The 17,468-nt window shown below is 57.5% G+C and carries 22 protein-coding genes; 6 read left to right on the forward strand and 16 right to left on the reverse strand.

The features are described 5' to 3' along the window. Positions 1-27: 27 nt before the first annotated feature. The 9 genes from ACR0JX_RS18290 to ACR0JX_RS18330 are packed head-to-tail and all read right to left on the reverse strand — an operon-like array spanning position 28 to position 4,599. Positions 28-558: a flagellar basal body-associated protein FliL gene (locus ACR0JX_RS18290; RefSeq protein ID WP_480545198.1), complete on the reverse strand. Its 531-nt coding sequence runs from the start codon at positions 556-558 to the stop codon at positions 28-30. Between the two features lie 9 nt (positions 559-567). Then, the gene (gene flgH, locus ACR0JX_RS18295; protein WP_480545199.1) at positions 568-1,299 is read right to left on the reverse strand and encodes a flagellar basal body L-ring protein FlgH; all 732 of its coding nucleotides are present in this window, start codon (positions 1,297-1,299) and stop codon (positions 568-570) included. Next, positions 1,299-1,715 (reverse strand): flagellar basal body P-ring formation chaperone FlgA, encoded by a 417-nt coding sequence (gene flgA, locus ACR0JX_RS18300; RefSeq protein ID WP_480545200.1) that lies wholly within the window; start codon positions 1,713-1,715, stop codon positions 1,299-1,301. The genes flgH and flgA overlap by 1 nt, the downstream gene beginning before the upstream one ends. Further along, positions 1,715-2,500 carry a flagellar basal-body rod protein FlgG gene (flgG, locus tag ACR0JX_RS18305; RefSeq protein ID WP_480545201.1) on the reverse strand — a complete coding sequence of 262 codons (786 nt, stop codon included), beginning with the start codon at positions 2,498-2,500 and terminating at the stop codon, positions 1,715-1,717. Before flgG ends, flgA begins: the two co-directional genes overlap by 1 nt. Before the next feature lie 21 nt (positions 2,501-2,521). Next, positions 2,522-3,232, reverse strand: a complete 711-nt coding sequence (locus ACR0JX_RS18310) for a flagellar hook-basal body complex protein (protein ID WP_480545202.1) — start codon at positions 3,230-3,232, stop codon at positions 2,522-2,524. Then, on the reverse strand, positions 3,232-3,504 hold the full coding sequence (locus ACR0JX_RS18315) for a flagellar biosynthetic protein FliQ (protein WP_480545203.1): 273 nt from the start codon (positions 3,502-3,504) through the stop codon (positions 3,232-3,234). The genes ACR0JX_RS18310 and ACR0JX_RS18315 overlap by 1 nt, the downstream gene beginning before the upstream one ends. Positions 3,505-3,507: 3 nt before the next feature. Next, positions 3,508-3,798, reverse strand: coding sequence for a flagellar hook-basal body complex protein FliE (fliE, locus tag ACR0JX_RS18320; protein WP_480545204.1), 291 nt, complete (start codon positions 3,796-3,798; stop codon positions 3,508-3,510). A 12-nt stretch (positions 3,799-3,810) separates the two neighbouring features. Continuing rightward, positions 3,811-4,197, reverse strand: coding sequence for a flagellar basal body rod protein FlgC (flgC, locus tag ACR0JX_RS18325; RefSeq protein WP_480545205.1), 387 nt, complete (start codon positions 4,195-4,197; stop codon positions 3,811-3,813). Between the two features lie 12 nt (positions 4,198-4,209). Then, complete coding sequence (locus ACR0JX_RS18330; RefSeq protein ID WP_480545206.1) at positions 4,210-4,599, reverse strand: FlgB family protein; 390 nt, start codon at positions 4,597-4,599, stop codon at positions 4,210-4,212. Positions 4,600-4,704: 105 nt separating this feature from the next. On the opposite strand from ACR0JX_RS18330, the gene ACR0JX_RS18335 reads away from it, so the two are divergent. The 6 genes from ACR0JX_RS18335 (at position 4,705) to ACR0JX_RS18360 (ending at position 11,922) form a co-directional block, all read left to right on the forward strand. After that, positions 4,705-6,024 (forward strand): FliI/YscN family ATPase, encoded by a 1,320-nt coding sequence (locus tag ACR0JX_RS18335; protein WP_480545258.1) that lies wholly within the window; start codon positions 4,705-4,707, stop codon positions 6,022-6,024. An 88-nt stretch (positions 6,025-6,112) separates the two neighbouring features. Further along, entirely contained in the window at positions 6,113-6,946 is an 834-nt protein-coding gene (locus tag ACR0JX_RS18340; protein ID WP_353012684.1) for a flagellar motor protein MotB, read from the forward strand. Positions 6,947-7,037: 91 nt separating this feature from the next. Beyond that, complete coding sequence (locus tag ACR0JX_RS18345) at positions 7,038-8,333, forward strand: flagellar hook protein FlgE (RefSeq protein ID WP_480545207.1); 1,296 nt, start codon at positions 7,038-7,040, stop codon at positions 8,331-8,333. A gap of 33 nt (positions 8,334-8,366) precedes the next feature. Next, positions 8,367-9,818 (forward strand): flagellar hook-associated protein FlgK, encoded by a 1,452-nt coding sequence (gene flgK, locus ACR0JX_RS18350; RefSeq protein WP_480545208.1) that lies wholly within the window; start codon positions 8,367-8,369, stop codon positions 9,816-9,818. A gap of 2 nt (positions 9,819-9,820) precedes the next feature. Then, complete coding sequence (locus tag ACR0JX_RS18355; RefSeq protein ID WP_480545209.1) at positions 9,821-10,828, forward strand: flagellin; 1,008 nt, start codon at positions 9,821-9,823, stop codon at positions 10,826-10,828. Further along, positions 10,825-11,922, forward strand: a complete 1,098-nt coding sequence (locus ACR0JX_RS18360) for a flagellar basal body P-ring protein FlgI (RefSeq protein WP_480545210.1) — start codon at positions 10,825-10,827, stop codon at positions 11,920-11,922. The genes ACR0JX_RS18355 and ACR0JX_RS18360 overlap by 4 nt, the downstream gene beginning before the upstream one ends. Positions 11,923-11,937: 15 nt before the next feature. Here the strand turns inward: ACR0JX_RS18360 and ACR0JX_RS18365 are convergent, their stop codons facing one another. From ACR0JX_RS18365 to ACR0JX_RS18395, 7 genes are read right to left on the reverse strand one after another with little or no spacing between them, the layout of a single operon-like run. Beyond that, the gene (locus ACR0JX_RS18365; protein WP_480545211.1) at positions 11,938-12,582 is read right to left on the reverse strand and encodes a DUF1523 family protein; all 645 of its coding nucleotides are present in this window, start codon (positions 12,580-12,582) and stop codon (positions 11,938-11,940) included. 10 nt (positions 12,583-12,592) lie between these two features. Next, a complete protein-coding gene (locus ACR0JX_RS18370; protein ID WP_480545212.1) occupies positions 12,593-12,859 on the reverse strand; it encodes a hypothetical protein in 267 nt (88 codons plus the stop codon). Position 12,860: 1 nt separating this feature from the next. Further along, entirely contained in the window at positions 12,861-14,198 is a 1,338-nt protein-coding gene (locus ACR0JX_RS18375) for a DUF6638 family protein (RefSeq protein WP_480545213.1), read from the reverse strand. Then, positions 14,195-15,073, reverse strand: coding sequence for a hypothetical protein (locus ACR0JX_RS18380; RefSeq protein WP_480545214.1), 879 nt, complete (start codon positions 15,071-15,073; stop codon positions 14,195-14,197). Before ACR0JX_RS18380 ends, ACR0JX_RS18375 begins: the two co-directional genes overlap by 4 nt. Then, entirely contained in the window at positions 15,066-15,197 is a 132-nt protein-coding gene (locus ACR0JX_RS18385; RefSeq protein ID WP_480545261.1) for a hypothetical protein, read from the reverse strand. Before ACR0JX_RS18385 ends, ACR0JX_RS18380 begins: the two co-directional genes overlap by 8 nt. Before the next feature lie 17 nt (positions 15,198-15,214). Then, entirely contained in the window at positions 15,215-15,505 is a 291-nt protein-coding gene (locus ACR0JX_RS18390; RefSeq protein WP_480545215.1) for a hypothetical protein, read from the reverse strand. Next, positions 15,505-17,436, reverse strand: coding sequence for an AAA family ATPase (locus ACR0JX_RS18395; protein ID WP_480545216.1), 1,932 nt, complete (start codon positions 17,434-17,436; stop codon positions 15,505-15,507). Before ACR0JX_RS18395 ends, ACR0JX_RS18390 begins: the two co-directional genes overlap by 1 nt. Positions 17,437-17,468 lie beyond the last annotated feature (32 nt).

Here is a 17,468-nt window from a genome sequence, read left to right on the forward strand (position 1 = left end):
ACTGCAACCGGTCAGGCCGGAGCGAGTTCAACCATCTTGCCGGTTCACGCTCATGATCAACACCTGAGAGACATCCGATCCCAAATCCTTGCGCGCGACCTCGAGCAGCGCTTTCCGCAAAACGGTCAGATTGTCTGACTCGGTGAATATCCCATCAAAGCCGCCGGTATTGGCATGATCAAAAAGCACCTGCAAAAACCTGTCCCTCAGCTTGGGCTCCATGGCATAAAATGTTTCGGTGATAGCCGGATCAGCCTCAATGCTGAGAGACATTGTTACCATCGCTGTGATCTGATCATCTTTGACCACAGGAACAACAAACTGTTTGGGTAGCTTTAGATACTCAAAACCACCCGGTTCATCGTCTTTCGATGGTTTTTTCGAAGCCTTTTTCTTATCATTTTTGTCTTTCTTGTCGCCTTTAACTGGCTTTTCCTTGGTCTCTTTATCCTCGGAAACCGCCTCGGGTGCTTTTTCAGGCATTAGGAACGCCCCGGCGCCGATTCCGGCGCCCAGACCCAGCACAAGAAACACGACTGGAAGCAAGATTTTCATCATCTGCAGTCCTCAGAAGGGCAAAAGCGAGTCGAGCACTTGCTGACCCAGGCGCGGTTGTTGAACATCGGTGATCTGGCCACGCCCACCGTAAGACACGCGCGCGGACGCGATTTTGTCATATGTGATCTCGTTCTTGCGCGAGATATCCTGAGGGCGCACATAGCCAGCAACCAAAAGCTCTCGCAATTCAAAGTTGACGCGCAATTCCTGCGATCCCGATATCGACAAAACACCGTTTGGCAACACATCCAGCACGGTCGCGGCGACCCGCAAGGTCAGCTTCTCGTTTCGCCGGACCGATCCGCGGCCGGAACTGGCGGAATCGGATTCAATCCCAACCGCGTCTTCCAACGTTACCCCTTCGGGCAAGTGGTCTTCTGCGCGCTGAGGCAGGCCGAACAGGTTAGGAACCTCAAGGGATTCCGAACCCGAACGCGAGCGGCTGGTATTGTTCGAGAATTCCGCCTCTTCGTCCAGCTCAATGACGACCGTCAGAATATCACCTTTCTTGATCGCCCTTTGATCACCCAGAAGGGATTGCTGACCACCACTCCAGAGCGACGACCTATCCACCGCGCGCTGGGTTTGAGTGTGCAAAGGCAATCCAGGCCACAGCATCGCCACCTGCTCGGGTGAGTCGTCTTTGGGTGTAAAGCTGGGCGGTTTGCCCAAGTGATCAAAACGGCTACAGGCCGAAAGCGCGAAAATCGTCAGCAGAAGGGGTTTAGACAGTCCAGACATTACTTCACCTCGATTTGACCATCGGGCCGGATCAGACCAGTGACCGTTGTGCGGGACGACAGGTTCATGACCCGGATACGCTCACCCACGGCGCCGCGCCCAAGGGCCCGCCCCTCAGTGCTGATCGACAGGGGTTGCCGATTAAAGACCAAGACCACCAGATCATTCCGATCCACGATGGCCGGTGGGCCGACATCTGCTGCGCGCACCGGTCGGCCCGGATACAGGGCGACCCGTGCTTCAAACCCGATCAGCTCCGCAGGGTCGCTTACAGCGCCGGGCATGTCAGTGTGTTTCAACTCCAGATCGGCGGCCGAGATGATCTCTTTCGCGCGTATTGTGCGGGTCGGAACCACGATATCCGCAAGTGCAGTTATCGGCGCCGCGATCAGGAAGATCAGACCAAGACCCCTCATCAGCGCACCTGTGTTGTGGCGCTCATCATCTGATCGACGGCGGTGATGACCTTGGCGTTCATCTCATACCCGCGTTGCGCTTCGATCAGTTCAGTGACCTCACGCACAGCATCGACCGAGCTGTCTTCCAGATAACCCTGTCGCAAGGTCCCAAGCCCATCCTCGCCAGGCACACCCTGGATTGGTGCGCCCGAGGCTTCGGTTTCCTTGAACAGGTTGCTTCCGATTGCCTCAAGACCTTTGGCATTGGAGAAACTGGCGAGTGAAAACTCGCCCAGCAGCTGCCCTTCGGGCGTGTCGTCGAAATAGGCGTAGACTTCACCAGATACGTTGATCGAGATCGACCGTGCGTCATCAGGAATCGTGATCTCAGGCGCCACGGCAAACCCGTCCGAGGTAACAATCAACCCTTCTGCGGATCGCTTCAGGCTGCCATCGCGCGTGAAAGCGGACTGCCCATTCGGCAAAGCCACCTCCAGATAACCGCGCCCTTCGATGGCGACGTCCAGATCGCTGCCTGTGGCCGAAATCGCACCTTGTGCCAATTGCACCGTGACGGCAGCAGGTCGGACGCCCAGACCCAACTGAATGCCAGTCGGCAGAACCGTTCCGTCCGAAGCATTGACCGCGCCGGCACGCGCCATCTGCTGATAGTGCAAATCGGCAAATTCTGCGCGGCGGGCGTTGTAACCGGTGGTGTTCATGTTGGCGAGGTTGTTCGAGATCGTTTCTACCCGCATCTGCTGCGCCGTCATGCCTGTGGCTGCGATTTTCAAAGCACGCATATCAATTTCTCCTTGTTCAGGTCAGCGCATCAGCGCGTCGAGGGCCCCGCGCACGCGCGCATCCTCGGTTTCCAGAAAGCTTTGGCCCAGCTCATAGGCGCGCTGAATCTCGATCATGCGCGTGACCTGTTCGATCGCATTCACGTTGGACCCTTCCAGAAAGCGATTCAGGACAACGGGCTCATCGACGGGGTCGACATCGCCCTGAGGCCGAAAACGCGTGTTGCCCTCACGAACCAAAGTCGTGGGATCGGCCACCCGATAGATACCGATCTGCCCCAGCAACTGCCCATTCACGCTGAGCGTTCCATCCGCGCCGACATCGATGGTCGCCGCATCCGGCGGGACGAAAACTGGTGATCCATTGCTGTCCAAAACGGCTGAACCATCCGCGGCCACCAGATCACCTTGGGCATTTGGTGTGAAACTGCCCGCCCGCGTCAGGCGATTGCCTTCAGGCGTTTCGAGCATGAAGAATCCCTCACCCTCGATGGCGAAATCAAACTGCCCTCCGGTTTCGGTCAACACCCCTTGCTGCAAGGAGGTATTGCGCGCCTCGGCCCGGCTCATGGACAGGGATGGCGCGTTGGGCATATCGCGGATGAATTCCGAGAACACCAGCCCCTGCTGGCGGTAGCCGGTGGTATTCGCATTGGCGATGTTGTTCGCCACCAACCGCATTTCATTCATCAGCCCGGATTGACGGGATAAGGTGACATAGGCGGTATCCATCAGCGACCTCCGGCGATCAGCGGCACCAGAGTGCCCGTAAAAAAGGTGACAAGTGTCTGGGTCATGAAGCCCATGGAAATCCAGAACACGACGACAATGGCGATCAGTTTGGGCACAAAGGTCAGGGTCATTTCCTGAACCGAGGTAAGCGCTTGGAACAGACCAATGACCAGACCCGACACCAGCGCCACGGCCAAAATGGGGATTGAGGTGATCACCGCGATCCACAACGCCTGACGCACGATGTCATAGAACAGACCTTCGCTTAGCATCGCTCAGACCGGCATCCGCAGGATTTCCTGATAGGCTTCAACCACCTTGTTGCGCACGATAACGGCGGTTTCGACGGCCAGTTCGGTTTGCGCCAGTGCCTGCACCAGCGCATGTGGGTCCGCTTGTCCTGTCATTGCGGCCTGAGACATCTGCTCACTATGTTTCAGCGTGGCCGCAAAGTCCTGAAAGGACGAGCGCATCCCCTGCGCCATCGCGCCGTGATCGGGGTCTGCCTGCGTGGCGGGGCGTGCAACGGCATAGTTCTGCGCGGCGGTCAGGGATCGGATATCCATTCTGGCGTTCCTTTATTTCCGGAGTAATTCCATTAGCGACGACGACATTTTGCGCGTCTGATCGAACATCTTGAGGTTGGCCTCATAGCTGCGCTGCGCTTCGCGCGCGTCAGCGATCTCGATCATCAGATCGACATTCGAGCCCAGATAATGACCGCTTTCATCCGCCATCGGATGGCTTGGGTCGTGCACACGTTGCAGATCTCGGCGATCCAGTTGCACGCGTCCGGCCTGCACCATGGCTTTGCCGTCCTGCTGTATGGTTTCAAACGGCACCGTCTTGCGCCGGTACCCAGGCGTATCCGCGTTCGAGATATTTTCGGAGACATGACGCAGTCGGGCCGCCTGTGCTCGTAAAGCACTGGCCGAGGCGGTGAGGGAGTGGGAAAAATCGCTCATCTCGCCCTCCGCTTACCCGCGGCCCAAACTGGTGCGCAGAATGTCCAACGAGGACTTATAGATTGCCAGCGCGCGATCGTGCTGCCGCTTGACGTCGACGGCTTTCAACATCTCTTCTTCCAGTGACACGCCGTTACCGTTCGGATCACCACTTGGGTCGGCTGCGAACTCGGCCCAGCTGTGTCCAGCCATGCCGCCGCCATTCAGATGCCCCTGCCGGGTGGCCATCATCTGAGTTTGCGGACCGGTCTTTTCGAAGGCTGTTTTGAAGGCCTCGATATCGCGGGGCTGGTATCCCGGCGTATCTGCATTGGCCATGTTGCGCGCAATGACAGCCTGCCGTTGCCCGGCATGGGTTGCCATAGCGTGCGCTGTCTTAAAGACGTTCAGGTCATAGAACATCGGGGCTTCTCCCTCGATCGATTTCAATCAAGGCTTAACCCCGATTCCTTTAGAAACAGTTTTCAGAACTCAGTTGGAGAACCCACGATGTCAGACCTCGACCCGATGCTTCTGAAATACGAATTCGACCGGATGACCACGGTACGTCATGTCGGACTGGTATCTGGTGTGGCGAAAGGCACCATAGAAATCAGTGGGTTGAACCATCAGGCCCGCATCGGAGACTTGCTGACCTTGCACCGCCGATCCGGGCCCGATTTGAGTGGCGAGGTACTGCACGTGGGCGCGGACCACATTCATATGCTGCCCGGTGGTGCAGCCGATGGGGTGAGCCTGGGGGACAGGGTGATTCTGAACCCATCGCCGAGTTTTGCGCCCGGGATGCATTGGCTGGGTCGTGTGATCGACCCGTTCGGTAAACCGCTGGATGGCAAACCGCTTTTGGGTGGTACGCAGGAACGCGACATCATGCACCCCCCGCCCCCCGCTGTTGACCGCAAGCCATTGGGGGAACGGATGGCGACCGGTCTTGCCGCGCTCAACACCATGCTGCCCATCGTGCGCGGGCAGCGCATTGGTCTGTTCGCGGGTTCAGGCGTCGGGAAATCGACCCTGCTGGCCACCTTGGCCCGGTCGATGCAAGCCGATGTGGTCGTGGTTGCTTTGGTGGGTGAGCGCGGGCGCGAGGTGAATGAGTTTGTCACCCATGCCCTTGGCCCTGAGGCGATGAAACGGTCGGTTGTAATTGCAGCTACGTCAGATCAATCTGCCTTGGCGCGGCGGCGGTGCGCCTGGTCGGCCATGTCGGTGGCCGAATATTTGCGCGATCAGGGGTTGAGCGTATTGTTGCTGGCCGATTCGGTCACTCGCTTTGCCGAGGCCCATCGTGAGATTGCCGTCGCGATGGGTGAAGCTCCTTCGCTGCGCGGTTTCCCTCCTTCGGTTACACCCCTGATCTCAAAACTCTGCGAACGCGCCGGGCCCGGCACGCCCGAGCAAGGCGACATCACCGCCGTTTTCAGCGTTCTAGTCGCCGGATCAGACATGGACGAACCCGTCGCCGACATTCTGCGCGGGGTGTTGGACGGACACATCGTGCTCAGTCGTGACATCGCTGAACGCGGCCGTTTTCCGGCGATTGATGTGAGTCGGTCGGTATCTCGATCCCTTCCAGCGGCGGCGTCTGTGGCTGAAAATCAGATGATCACCGAAACCCGCAAGCTGATCGGCAGCTACGAACAATCCGAAGTGATGATCAAAGCAGGGCTATATACCGAAGGCGCCGACCCAATACTGGATCAGGCCGTCAAAGTGCATCAGGAGTTGGATGACTTCCTGGGGAAAGCCGATCCTGAAGGGATCGAAAACAGCTTCAATCGCCTATCTCTGATTCTGCGCCGCGCCTCAACCAGCTTGCCGAAGTAAGGCGAAATCCAAACAGTTTTAAGTATTAAACGGGCATTAAGACCTGCGCTGCTAAGCCTTTATTCGGGTGATAAAAAAGGTGGTGGAGATGGGTGCGCAGACCAATGCGGCGCCAATCATCATCAAGAAGAAGCGTGTGTCGGGTGGCGATGGCCATCACGGTGGCGCGTGGAAGGTCGCGTATGCTGACTTCGTCACGGCCATGATGGCCTTCTTCATGTTGATGTGGCTGCTGAACGCAACGACCGAAACACAACGCAAGGGGCTGGCGGATTACTTTTCGCCTGCTATCCCGATCAGCCCCGATTCAGGCGGGGGTGACGGGGCGTTTGGCGGCAACAGTGTATTTTCAGAAGAAACTCTGGTGATGGATGGCAAAGGGGCCACCGCGCGGTTTCCGACCGATGCGCGCAAAGCCCGCGGGACCACCGGTTTGGACGCCGATGGCAAGGGGGCTAAACAGGATTTCTCGACGCTAGAGGCGCAGCTCTTGGGTCGCACGGGCGAAAGCGTGGTGTCGGACAAGCTGCTGAAACACATCGTCACGCGTGTGACGGATCAGGGCCTGATCGTCGAGCTGTTCGATACCGAAGATCAGCCCTTGTTCGAATCGGGTACCAACAAGCCCACACCGGTGATGCGGGCGCTGGCCTTGCTGATCGCACGCGCATCCGATCTGGTCACCAACCCCATTGCGGTAGAAGGCCACGTCAGCGCCTCTCCGGTGGTTCTGGCCCATGACCCAGCCTGGGATGTGTCGACATCGCGCGCCCAGTCCATGCGCCAAATGCTGCAGGATAAGGGCGTTTCGCCACCCCGGCTGGATCGGGTGACGGGCCATGCCGACCGCAAATTGCACAGCGATGACCCGATGGCCCCTCGTAACAACAGGATCGAGGTGATTTTTCTGCGTGACCCCTAAAGGATAGAACGCATTTTACCTGTTAGCGCGCTGTTAAGGGGCAGTGCATTAGCTGTTGCATCACTGATTGACGCAACAGAAGGGCGTGCCGATGACAATTTCCTCTTCGCTAAATGCCGGTGTCGCCGCGCTGAAGGCAAATGCCAACAGGCTGGCGACGATTTCCGACAACATCGCGAACTCGTCGACCTTCGGCTATAAACGGGTCGAGACGGATTTTCATTCCATGGTCACCTCGGGCCAGGGCGGCAGCTATTCCGCCGGCGGGGTCAGGACCACCAGCCAACGTATGATCGACCAGCGCGGTTCACTGGTAACAACGAACAACTCAACCGATTTGGCAGTACGTGGCCGTGGGATGTTGCCGGTACGCTCTAGCTCGCAAATCGTGGGCGGCTCGAATGAGATGCTGCTGACCACGACTGGCTCGTTTCGCACCAATGACCAAGGCTATCTGGTCACCGAATCCGGGCTGGTTCTGCTGGGGTGGCGCGCAAACTCCGACGGTACAATTCCCCCGGTTCCACGCGATACGCCCGCCGCGTTGGAACCCGTCCAGCTAAGCGTCAATCAACTATCAGGCGCACCGACAACGCAAATGAACCTTAGGATGAACCTGCCCGCCACAGCAACCGACGCTGGCGCCCCCGGCGACACGCAGCCTCTATCGGTCGAATACTTTGATAATCTGGGCAAATCCGAGAGTATTGATATCGAACTGGTCCCAACCGTCCCGGCAACAAGCTCCAGCAACGAATGGACAATGATCTTGCGCGACTCGGCATCGGGCGGCGCCGTGATCGGAGAATATACACTCACCTTTACCGACAGCCGCACCGCCGGTGGGACATTGGCAAGTGTGACTGCCGTTTCGGGTGGCGCTTACGATCCAGCCACCGGCAGTGTTGTCGTCAGCGTGGCGGGCGGCCCGATGGAGGTAAACATCGGTCTGATCGGCGACGCGGATGGCATCACGCAATTGTCCGACACCTTCGCCCCGGTTTCCATCACGCGCGATGGCGCTGCGGTTGGCACCATGACCAGCGTTCAAGTGGACGAAAACGGTTATGTATATGCACTCTATGATACCGGCGTCAGCCGCCGTATGTTCCAGATCCCGCTGGCGGATGTCCCCAATCCCAACGGCCTTACAGCACTGGACAGTCAGACCTACGCGCCCTCACGCGATAGCGGGACCTTCTTCCTGTGGAATGCGGGTGAGGGCCCAACTGGTTCGCTGATCTCATTCGCGCGCGAGGAATCAACAACCGATGTCGCGACCGAGCTGACATCGCTGATCCAAACCCAGCGCGCGTATTCCTCGAACGCGACGGTGATCCAGACCGTGGATGAGATGTTGCAGGAAACAACGAACCTCAAACGGTAAACCGAGTTTCGGACATAGATAAGGAGCAGCGCCATGAACATGTCGACAGCTTTACACAACGCCTTGGGCGGTCTGACAGCGGCCAGCCGCGGCGCTGCCGTCGTGTCCGGCAACGTCGCCAATGCGCTCACGCCTGGTTACGCGCGCCGGTCACTGGAACTGACTACCAGCCCGATCTCGGGCAATGGTGTGCGCACTGTCGGCGTGATCCGTCATCAAGACCCGGTCCTGGTTGCCAATCGGCGCGCCACCGACGCGGATCTGGCGCAGCAATCTTCCTTGGCAGCGTTTCAGTCGCAATTCGCAAACCTTGTCGGTCCCGCGGATGATGCAACGTCACTGGCCGCGCGACTTGCGGCCTTTGATGGCAGCCTGATCACTGCATCCAGCCTGCCGGATTCGGCCCAACGGCTCGATCAAGCAGCCCGCGCGGGCCGCGATCTGACCAATGAACTGAATGCAGCATCCGAAGGGGTCCGTCAGGCGCGCTCTGATGCAGATCGGCGGATCGGGGCACAGGTGGAAAGCCTAAACCAGACGCTGAAGGATATCGAAGACCTCAACGCAAAGATCCCCGCCATTCGCAATTCAGGCGGTGATATCGGCGCCTTACAGGATCAGCGTCAGATCCTGATTGATCAGGTGAACACGCTGATCCCGGTCAATGTAATCCCGCGCGACAACGATCAGGTTTCGCTCTATTCCGATGGCGGGCTGATCCTGCTCGAAGGCAAAGCATCAGAGTTTGCCTTCACCACCACCGGCGAAACAAAACCCCATATGACAGTCGGCAATGGGCTGTTGTCGGGCCTGGAAATGAACGGAGACCCTATTCGTACCGGCGGCGATACCGCACAAATACGGGGCGGGGCGTTAGCCGCTGAATTTACCATCCGGGATGAACTGGCGGTTGAAGCCCAGCTGCAATTGGATACCGTCGCGCGGGATCTCATCGAGCGCTTTGAAACGCCAGGTCTCGACCCAACGGCAGCCGCAACGGATCCGGGGCTGTTCACCGATGATGGCAGCCGGTTCGATCCTGCCATGGTCACCGGGCTGGCCGCACGCCTGTCGCTGAATACGATCGTTGACCCGGATGCCGGAGGCGACAGTTGGCGGCTACGCGCTGGACTTGGCGCAGCCACGCTGGGAGACCCAGGCGATTCAACACAGCTGCAAGCTTTTGGCGCAATCCTGAACGATGCAAGACCTGTTCCAGGTTCCCTGTTTGGCACCGGCAACCTGCGCGCAGCCGAAGTGACTGAGGCGTTGCTGTCTGACGCAGGCGCGCAGGCACACCGGGCCGAACAGCGCAAGACCTTCGCAACCGGTGCGCAGCAGCAGATGGCCCAGATCGAAGCTGAACAAGGCGTGGATACGGATCAGGAACTGCAGCGACTGATGCAGATCGAACAGGCCTATTCCGCCAATGCGCGGGTGATGACGGTTGTCGATGAACTTATGGAAACACTGCTGAGGTTGTAAGAATGACACTGACCGCAATTGGTGATCTGGCGCGCGGCATGACGTTGCGCACACGTGCCTCTGAGATCAAAGCCCAGATCGAAACACTGTCTTATGAGATGTCGAGCGGTAAGGTTCAGGATGTCTCGGGGCATCTTGGCGGCGATCTTTCGCATCTTCTGGATCTCGATCGCAATCTTGCCCGACTGGACGCCTACAAGATCGCAACGTCCGAGGCCGGATTGTTCACCGATGTGATGCAGCAAAGCCTGACCACAATTGACGAGTCTTTGGGTGAGATGTCGGCCAGTTTGCTGGCCTTCGGTACCGCAAACCAGACTTTGACGCACGAACAAGCCTCGGTTCAGGCCCGGAATGAGCTGGACACGATGATCGCGGCCCTGAACACACGGGTCGGCGGGCGCAGCCTGTATTCTGGCGTGGCAACCGATGTCTCTCCGTTGGCCTCGGCCGAAACCCTTTTGACGGCGCTTGAAACCGAGCTTGCTGGCCTAACCACGATGACCGACATCCGCACAGCAGCCGAGGATTGGTTCAACGATCCGACCGGTTTTGACGCGGTGATCTACCAAGGTTCAGATACACCTTTGGCGCCGATGCAGATTGCAGAAAATGAACGAATTTCCATCCCCATCACGGCAACCGATCCGGCATTCAAGGCGGCTTTGCGCGACACGGCCTTGGCCGCGTTAGCATCGGAAGACGCGCTGGCATGGTCCCCAACGCTGCGAACAAGCCTGTTCACGCAGCTGGGTGTCGATCTGGCCAACGCAAAAGATGAAACGGTCAAGTTAAGGGCCGAGGTGGGCGCGGCCGAGGCTCGAGTCGAACAAGCCGCTACCCGAAACGCGGCATCGCGCGTGGGCTTTGAGTACAGCCGGAATTCCCTGATCGCAGCCGACCCGTATCAAACGGCGGCACAGCTGCAAACCGTGCAGTTTCAACTGGAGAGCCTTTATTCGGTTACGGTCCGCAATGCCAACCTGTCGCTGGTGAATTTCCTGAGATGAGAGTTCTTGCTATCCTCTTGATCCTTCTTCTTCCCGGCCTTGCCTCAGCGGGGGCAATCCGGCTGAAAGACCTTGTGGATTTCGATGGTGTCCGTGGCAACGACCTGGTCGGATATGGTTTAGTCGTTGGCCTGAATGGTACGGGCGACGGCCTGCGCAATTCGCCGTTTACCGAAGAGATCATGTCAAACATCCTTGAACGTTTGGGTGTGAACGTTACTGGCGAAGACTTTCGGCCCAAGAACGTCGCGGCCGTTCTGGTGACAGCCAGCCTGCCCCCATTCGCGCGCGTTGGCGGCCAGATTGACGTAACCGTTTCTGCGATCGGCGATTCCGGCAGCCTGCTTGGTGGGACCCTTATTATGACCCCACTAAATGCGGCGGATGGTCAGATTTACGCTGTGGCGCAAGGCACGGTTTTGGCAGGTGGGGCGGTTGCCGAAGGCGATGCCGCCTCGGTCGTACAAGGAGTTCCAACCTCTGGCGTGATCCCCTCGGGCGCGCGGGTCGAACGAGAAATTGACTTCGACCTTTCGGCCCTTACGCAAATGCGTCTTGCCTTGCGTGAGCCGGACTTCACCACCGCCGGGCGGATCGAAACTGCGATCAATACAGAGTTCAACCGCGCGGTGGCCATAATGCGGGATTCCGGTACGGTCGAGCTGAATATTGCGGCCACGCAATCGGTATCAACCGCCCATGCGATTGGGCGGATTGAAAATATCCTTGTTGAACCGGAAACCAAAGCACGCGTGGTGGTTGATCAAAGATCGGGCACCATCGTAATGGGGCAGGAAGTCCGTATCTCACGGGTCGCGGTTTCACAAGGAAACCTAACATTGACCGTGGAAGAGGCGCCCATTGCCGTTCAACCCAACCCGTTTGCCCGAGGCGAGACCGTAGTGGTGCCTCGCACCGTCGCCGGGATCGAGGAAGAAGAAGGCACAGGCTTGGCTGAAATCCCCGAGGCCACGACCTTGTCCGAGGTTGTCGCCGGGCTGAATGCCCTTGGCGTGTCGCCCCGCGACATGATCGACATCCTGAAGACGATCAAAGCCGCCGGCGCGCTTCACGCAGAGTTCATTGTACGCTGAGGCAAGAAACGACGCTCACTTGGATTTCCAACTGTCCAGCCAGCGACGGAATCCATTTTGCCGTTCCTCAATCGCATCACCCGCCGCATAGATACTGTCCTCGACACTCTCAAGCATCGGATCGATGCGGCGCTGCCGGAACCTGCGCCAGCGCACCCAGATCGCCCAGACAATGGCAAAGAAAACGGTCAGGAAGATGATATTGAACCATGGGATCAGGCGCACATCCGGGCCATCTACATGTTTTAGAGAAACCGCATTGGGAAAAATCGACATAAATTCGTTGCGCCAGCCATAATGAGTCACCGCAACCCAGTCAGGGTCATCCTTATCCGAAATCGCATCATTGGCCTCTGTGTAAAGATTAGCAGTATCGAACTTAAAATAAGGCGGCCAACCCCAGCTAGTGTCTTCGTTTCTGTAAACGATCGGCTTGCCATTTGCGCGCACCGCCTGGATGAACTGAACATCGCGGTTCGACAGGCTGGTCGATTGATCATCCGGCTCGGACCAGAAGATCCGGGTCCAGTCGTTCAGATCTTGCCGCTCTTCGTAAGTGTTCACGATCCGCACGATATCGCGCTGTGGCAGGGAGTACTGCAGAACGACCGCAATCGTGCCCCAGAAGATGATGATCAATGCCCATTTCAAATAGGCCATGCCAGAACCCTCACATATAATTCACAATATATATCAACGCGCCAATCGCCACCCACGGCACGATATAGACACCCAAGATCAGTTTGCGTCGGAACGAGTTGTCATACACGTGCAGACCGCGTTCGACAAAGGCTTGCTTGTTGCCTTGCTTGCCCTTCTCATCCCACCAGGTTTCCAGCTTGCGGCGGCGTGCGCTGCGTGAGTAGAGCGACAGTGCAAAATAGGCAACCGTCTGGATCACCAGCAGGATCAGAAACAGGCGCATCGCTCCGAACATCTTACCCTTTCCTTATCGAGCCCCAAGGCCCTACCCGCGCTATCACATCCTCACTGACCCGATCCTCACCGGACATATCCGGCTCATGCCCGAACAAGGCTGCGCGCGCGCCGGCTTTGTCCACCTGATACTCACGCTCAAGGAAATCAGCAACATAGGCTTTCTTGGGTTCCGACCAGCCTTTGTAGGTTTTGTAGAACAGCTCTTTATGACAAATAAACATCTGGCGCGGGTCCAGCGGGGCCAGGTCGGCCAGTAGCATGTTGACCAGATCGCGCTGTGACGTATCCGCCGCGCGCAATGTGTAGAAATAGGCCGGATGGTCCGAGGTGATCCGCGGCCAAGGTCCTCCATCAGTTGCCCAGCGCAACAGCTGGGCCAGGCCGTGATAAGCCTCAGGCAAGCGATCAGCATGGGTGCGCGCCAGGCGCCGCATATCGCTGCGATCCAAACCCGTAAGGTCAACATCAGCATCGGCGGCTGCGGCAACGGTCAGAAAATCCATTTTTTGCTGAAGGATCGCCGCCGCATCCACCCCGCGCGCCTTAACGATGGGTTCGACCAGATCGTTATAGTTGAGGAATTTGGCAATCTGGTTCCGTTGAGACGAGTCAAACGTGTACTTGATTTTCAGATCGTCGGGCTTTTCGCCCATGCAAATCGCCGCCGGATGATCCATATCCGGGAACAGGTACAGCCCGCCGAAATGCGCTGTCCAGAAGTTGCGCTGCTCAAACGCCGTGTGACGCAAGCGGACCGGATTGCGGGTGACGTCGCCGGTTTCCTTGGCCGTTTCGATCATCGTGGCGATCAGCACGTCATCGAACCAGGCGTCTTCTTCGGTTTTGAAGCGTTCGACCATGCCCGCTAGCTGCTGGGCCTTGCGCAGGGTGCCGCCTGCGGTATCAGCCTCAATCTCGATCTTGCTTAAGTTCAACAGGTCGCGCGGAGTGGTGAGTTTGATGACCGAGTTCACAAGCTCTCCGGCCACCGCATCGGTGGCGGTCAGGGCGAACAGCTGCGCCTCGTTCATCTCGATGAATTCGCGCAGGATATCGCGTGAGGTCGAGAATTTGACGTTCAGCAACGGCGCGCGTTTCTGCTCGGTCGTCAGCAGGATGAACTGCCGGTTGACTCCGTTGGGGTTGAGGTAGAGCTCGTCCTCCAGCTCAATCCCCACCTCCGGCGAATAGCCCGAGATATCCACATGGAAGTCCGTCAGCGCCGTGGTCTTGCCTGCCAGATGTCGCAGCGCGCGGTTATACCGCTCGACTAGAGCCGGACTGGAGATGTGGACGAGGTTGCCGAACATCAGGCCTTTTTCGATGAGGCGGATCATGATCCTTCTGCGCCCCAGAACTCATCTCGACTATTTATGTCTCTTAAGGACGCATAAAACTCGTCTATTCGTAGCTCCGTGTATCTAATCTGTTGGGCGCGGGAAAGATCCATTTTTAGCAACACGATTGCTTCAAGTGTATCGAGCAAGTCTAACAATCTTTGCGGATATTCAGCCCTTTGAAAAAAGGTTCCTTCATACGAGATTTCATCAAGTATATGGTAGGTTTTTTTAACTTCGTTGGCGATGTATCTGATATCATCGTCGATTGATTGGCCTTTCGCTACAGACAGAATATCGCGCTGCCTTCGTAAGTTTGGGGCTGAAGGAAGTGTATACACCCACGAAAACCCGTCAATCGCGGCAGCTTTGGACTTGTTTAACAAAGACTTCAACAACTCCTCAAACTCATCTTTTTTTTGAAGAAAGACGCGCTGCTTTTGTTCATTGCGAAAAACATCTGCTTGGATACCTAAGGCATCCGCCATTTTTGCAGACTCCATTCGAGTCAAACGAAGTTCTTTGCGTTGCGCTGAAAGCTCTTTGCCTTGGAGTACTACCGTTACAATGAGCCAAAAGAAGGCTAATGAACCTGCGACACCTGCTAGTGTGTCGCCAACCTCGTTGGGTTTAGCGGACCAGAAGTATTCATATTTCGACCCTGCACAGTCTTCTTCTTGAGCACATCCTGAGGCAAATGAGAAAAGGAAAATCACTGTCAAGAAACTGACGGTTATCCAAATTGCAAACTTTATAGTTGCATCCAAATTTCTCCAAAGCCTTTGAGAGTAGCTAAACCGCTTTGCAAGAGACCATCTTTCAAAGCGCTTGGGCAAACAGAAAAAAGTAACTAAAGCTGCGATCACGCTACGCATTTTTCCCCTCCAAATACCGCCGCTTGGCCTCCTCCATCCGGCCCATCTCTCGCACTGCGTTCTCAATGGCGACCTCGTCGCTCTTGTCGGCATAGCGGAACTCGCTATCGGCTTGGTTACTCATTCTATGCGCCACCCGTTCTATCCCACCCTTTTAAGTCGACCGACGACCACAACCGCCAACACCAACAACGGCAATGCAAACGCCCGCCCTGTGATCTGCAAGTTGAACCCGATGTAAGACACCACGCTGCCCTCAAACAGGATCAGGGACTCTTCCCATGAAGTGCCTTCGAACCCGCTGCCCGCGTTGACACCGAACTGGGTCAGGAACAGCACCGCCACGGCGCCCAGAAATCCGATCACGCCCCAACGCAGCGGCAGGATCAGGCCCAACACAAGCGCCAGACCGGAAATCGCGTAGACGAGCATTATTCTTTACCCTCCAAATACCGCCGCTTGGCCTCTTCCATCCGGCCCATCTCGCGCACCGCGCTCTCGATAGCGACCTCGTCGCTCTTGTCGGCATAACGGAATTCGCTGTCGGCGTAGCGGTTGATTTCCTGCATCACCATCTCGACCGTGATCGGCTGGCGCAGGTCCTCGATCATCGCTTTCTTGGTGTCGTAGTCGCGGAACAGGAACAGGTCGGGGTTCTCCATCCACTCATCGGGCAGTTCAAAATCCATCGCGCGGACCTTGACCGCATCGGTGATGTTCTTGATCGCGCGGCCGGTGAAACGCTCATCCGCCTGCTGGATCGCCTTGAGGTAGGTGCCCAGCTTGGCGATCGTGTCCATCTGGCCGATCTCGCCCGACACCCGGTCATAGACTTGCAGCAAGGCGTCCTCATGCGGGCGGGCGTGGCTTTCGAAACTGGCGGCGACGGCCTTTTTGATCTCCTGCGCGGCATAGGCGTCGTGTTCGCCCAGCGGGATGTCGTGGTTGCGGCCCATCAGCAGATGCAGGATGTCGATATAGTCCTCGCGCGTTTGCGGCCCGTCCACCAAGAACCGCGCGCCTGCCCGCTGGCGCAGGGCGTCGTCCACATTCTCGGGGTAGTTCGAGAACATGCCAAAGGTGCAGTTGCCGCGCACGACGGTGTTGGCACCCGCAAAGCTCTCCATCAGAACGGCGGTGATTTCCAATTGCCCGGCCGAGGACTGACGGTCGCCGCGTTTGCCCGCCAGTTGGTCGATATCGTCGATGGTGCCAAAGCCGATGACCGAGGGGTCGATGATCGTGTTGATGAAGGCCTTGGCGTTCTGGCCGGATTTGCCCTGATAGCTGTCGATATTGTCGGTGCTCAGGTTCTGATAGCGGAACGGGTAGCCCGCGTTCTGGCAATAGTCGTTGATCAGCCCGGCCATCATCTGGATCAGTGTGGTTTTGCCGGTACCCGGTTTGCCGTCACCCATGAAGGTAAAAATGAACCCTCCGAGTTCTGCAAACGGGTTCAGTCGGCGGTCAAAGTCATAGGCCATCACCATCTTGGCCAGCTTCATTGCCTGGTACTTGGCGATATGGTTGCCGACCACCTCGTTCGGTTTCTTGAACGTCATCGTCAGGGTGGTGGATTTCGCCTTCGAGGCCGGCTCAAACCCCCGGATCTTGAGATCATCGGCCTCTATATGCCAGGCGGAGTTTTGGAACGAGGCAAGATGGCCAGCGGATTGCGCACGCAGGGCAACCTTGTCCATCAACTGCTCGGCATAGGCACTGATGGTGGCGATCAAATGCGCGTCGTCGGGGGCGTGTTTGGCCAGCACCTGATCCAGCTCCCACAAGGCACCGTGCAGGGCAAGCTGGCCATTGTCGGTCAGAACCTCTTCGATCTCACCAAGGTCAACCGTGTTTTCGCCCAGATGAGACGACATCAGATAAGCCAGCGCATTGCCCAGCACATGAGATGTGATCAAAGCCTCAGCCGTCAGCAATTCCGAAAACTCGGTCTTTCGCGCAACAGGCAATTCCCCCGCCAGATTGGCCCGCTTCAAATCGGCCAACGGAGTCTGCTCCGCATAAGCCTCGGCCACGGCCAGAGCGATGCAAATCGCGCGCCGAATGGCTTGCTGCGCTGTGGCCTGAGAGGGTGAGACCAGGGTATCGCCATCATCCGACGCCTCGATCCGCTCAACCAGATGCACCCCATCCGCCCGCGTGGTGCGGCGTGTTACCAGCCCGGGCGTTGTGGACCGAAACCGTCGCCCCGTCGACACGCCCGGGGACCGCTCAACCGCCACATCAACCGGCTTCGCAATCCGCGGCGCGTGTTCGAACCCGTTCAACAGGGCCGTCGCCGCCGGGTAGTGCTTGCGAATATCGTCTTCCCGCAATTCCATCTGATCTGACGTCAAACTCATCTCAAAAACCGCCCATTCTTCTTCTGTTCAAA

It is taken from the genome of Ruegeria sp. AH7, assembly GCF_056541325.1.

Coding starts and splice junctions, on each gene's coding strand:
- ACR0JX_RS18290 (WP_480545198.1), bottom strand. CDS start 558: ATGATGAAAATCTTGCTTCCAGTCGTGTTTCTTGTGCTGGGTCTGGGC.
- flgH (WP_480545199.1), bottom strand. CDS start 1,299: ATGTCTGGACTGTCTAAACCCCTTCTGCTGACGATTTTCGCGCTTTCG.
- flgA (WP_480545200.1), bottom strand. CDS start 1,715: ATGAGGGGTCTTGGTCTGATCTTCCTGATCGCGGCGCCGATAACTGCA.
- flgG (WP_480545201.1), bottom strand. CDS start 2,500: ATGCGTGCTTTGAAAATCGCAGCCACAGGCATGACGGCGCAGCAGATG.
- ACR0JX_RS18310 (WP_480545202.1), bottom strand. CDS start 3,232: ATGGATACCGCCTATGTCACCTTATCCCGTCAATCCGGGCTGATGAAT.
- ACR0JX_RS18315 (WP_480545203.1), bottom strand. CDS start 3,504: ATGCTAAGCGAAGGTCTGTTCTATGACATCGTGCGTCAGGCGTTGTGG.
- fliE (WP_480545204.1), bottom strand. CDS start 3,798: ATGGATATCCGATCCCTGACCGCCGCGCAGAACTATGCCGTTGCACGC.
- flgC (WP_480545205.1), bottom strand. CDS start 4,197: ATGAGCGATTTTTCCCACTCCCTCACCGCCTCGGCCAGTGCTTTACGA.
- ACR0JX_RS18330 (WP_480545206.1), bottom strand. CDS start 4,599: ATGTTCTATGACCTGAACGTCTTTAAGACAGCGCACGCTATGGCAACC.
- ACR0JX_RS18335 (WP_480545258.1), top strand. CDS start 4,705: ATGCTTCTGAAATACGAATTCGACCGGATGACCACGGTACGTCATGTC.
- ACR0JX_RS18340 (WP_353012684.1), top strand. CDS start 6,113: ATGGGTGCGCAGACCAATGCGGCGCCAATCATCATCAAGAAGAAGCGT.
- ACR0JX_RS18345 (WP_480545207.1), top strand. CDS start 7,038: ATGACAATTTCCTCTTCGCTAAATGCCGGTGTCGCCGCGCTGAAGGCA.
- flgK (WP_480545208.1), top strand. CDS start 8,367: ATGAACATGTCGACAGCTTTACACAACGCCTTGGGCGGTCTGACAGCG.
- ACR0JX_RS18355 (WP_480545209.1), top strand. CDS start 9,821: ATGACACTGACCGCAATTGGTGATCTGGCGCGCGGCATGACGTTGCGC.
- ACR0JX_RS18360 (WP_480545210.1), top strand. CDS start 10,825: ATGAGAGTTCTTGCTATCCTCTTGATCCTTCTTCTTCCCGGCCTTGCC.
- ACR0JX_RS18365 (WP_480545211.1), bottom strand. CDS start 12,582: ATGGCCTATTTGAAATGGGCATTGATCATCATCTTCTGGGGCACGATT.
- ACR0JX_RS18370 (WP_480545212.1), bottom strand. CDS start 12,859: ATGTTCGGAGCGATGCGCCTGTTTCTGATCCTGCTGGTGATCCAGACG.
- ACR0JX_RS18375 (WP_480545213.1), bottom strand. CDS start 14,198: ATGATCCGCCTCATCGAAAAAGGCCTGATGTTCGGCAACCTCGTCCAC.
- ACR0JX_RS18380 (WP_480545214.1), bottom strand. CDS start 15,073: ATGCGTAGCGTGATCGCAGCTTTAGTTACTTTTTTCTGTTTGCCCAAG.
- ACR0JX_RS18385 (WP_480545261.1), bottom strand. CDS start 15,197: ATGAGTAACCAAGCCGATAGCGAGTTCCGCTATGCCGACAAGAGCGAC.
- ACR0JX_RS18390 (WP_480545215.1), bottom strand. CDS start 15,505: ATGCTCGTCTACGCGATTTCCGGTCTGGCGCTTGTGTTGGGCCTGATC.
- ACR0JX_RS18395 (WP_480545216.1), bottom strand. CDS start 17,436: ATGAGTTTGACGTCAGATCAGATGGAATTGCGGGAAGACGATATTCGC.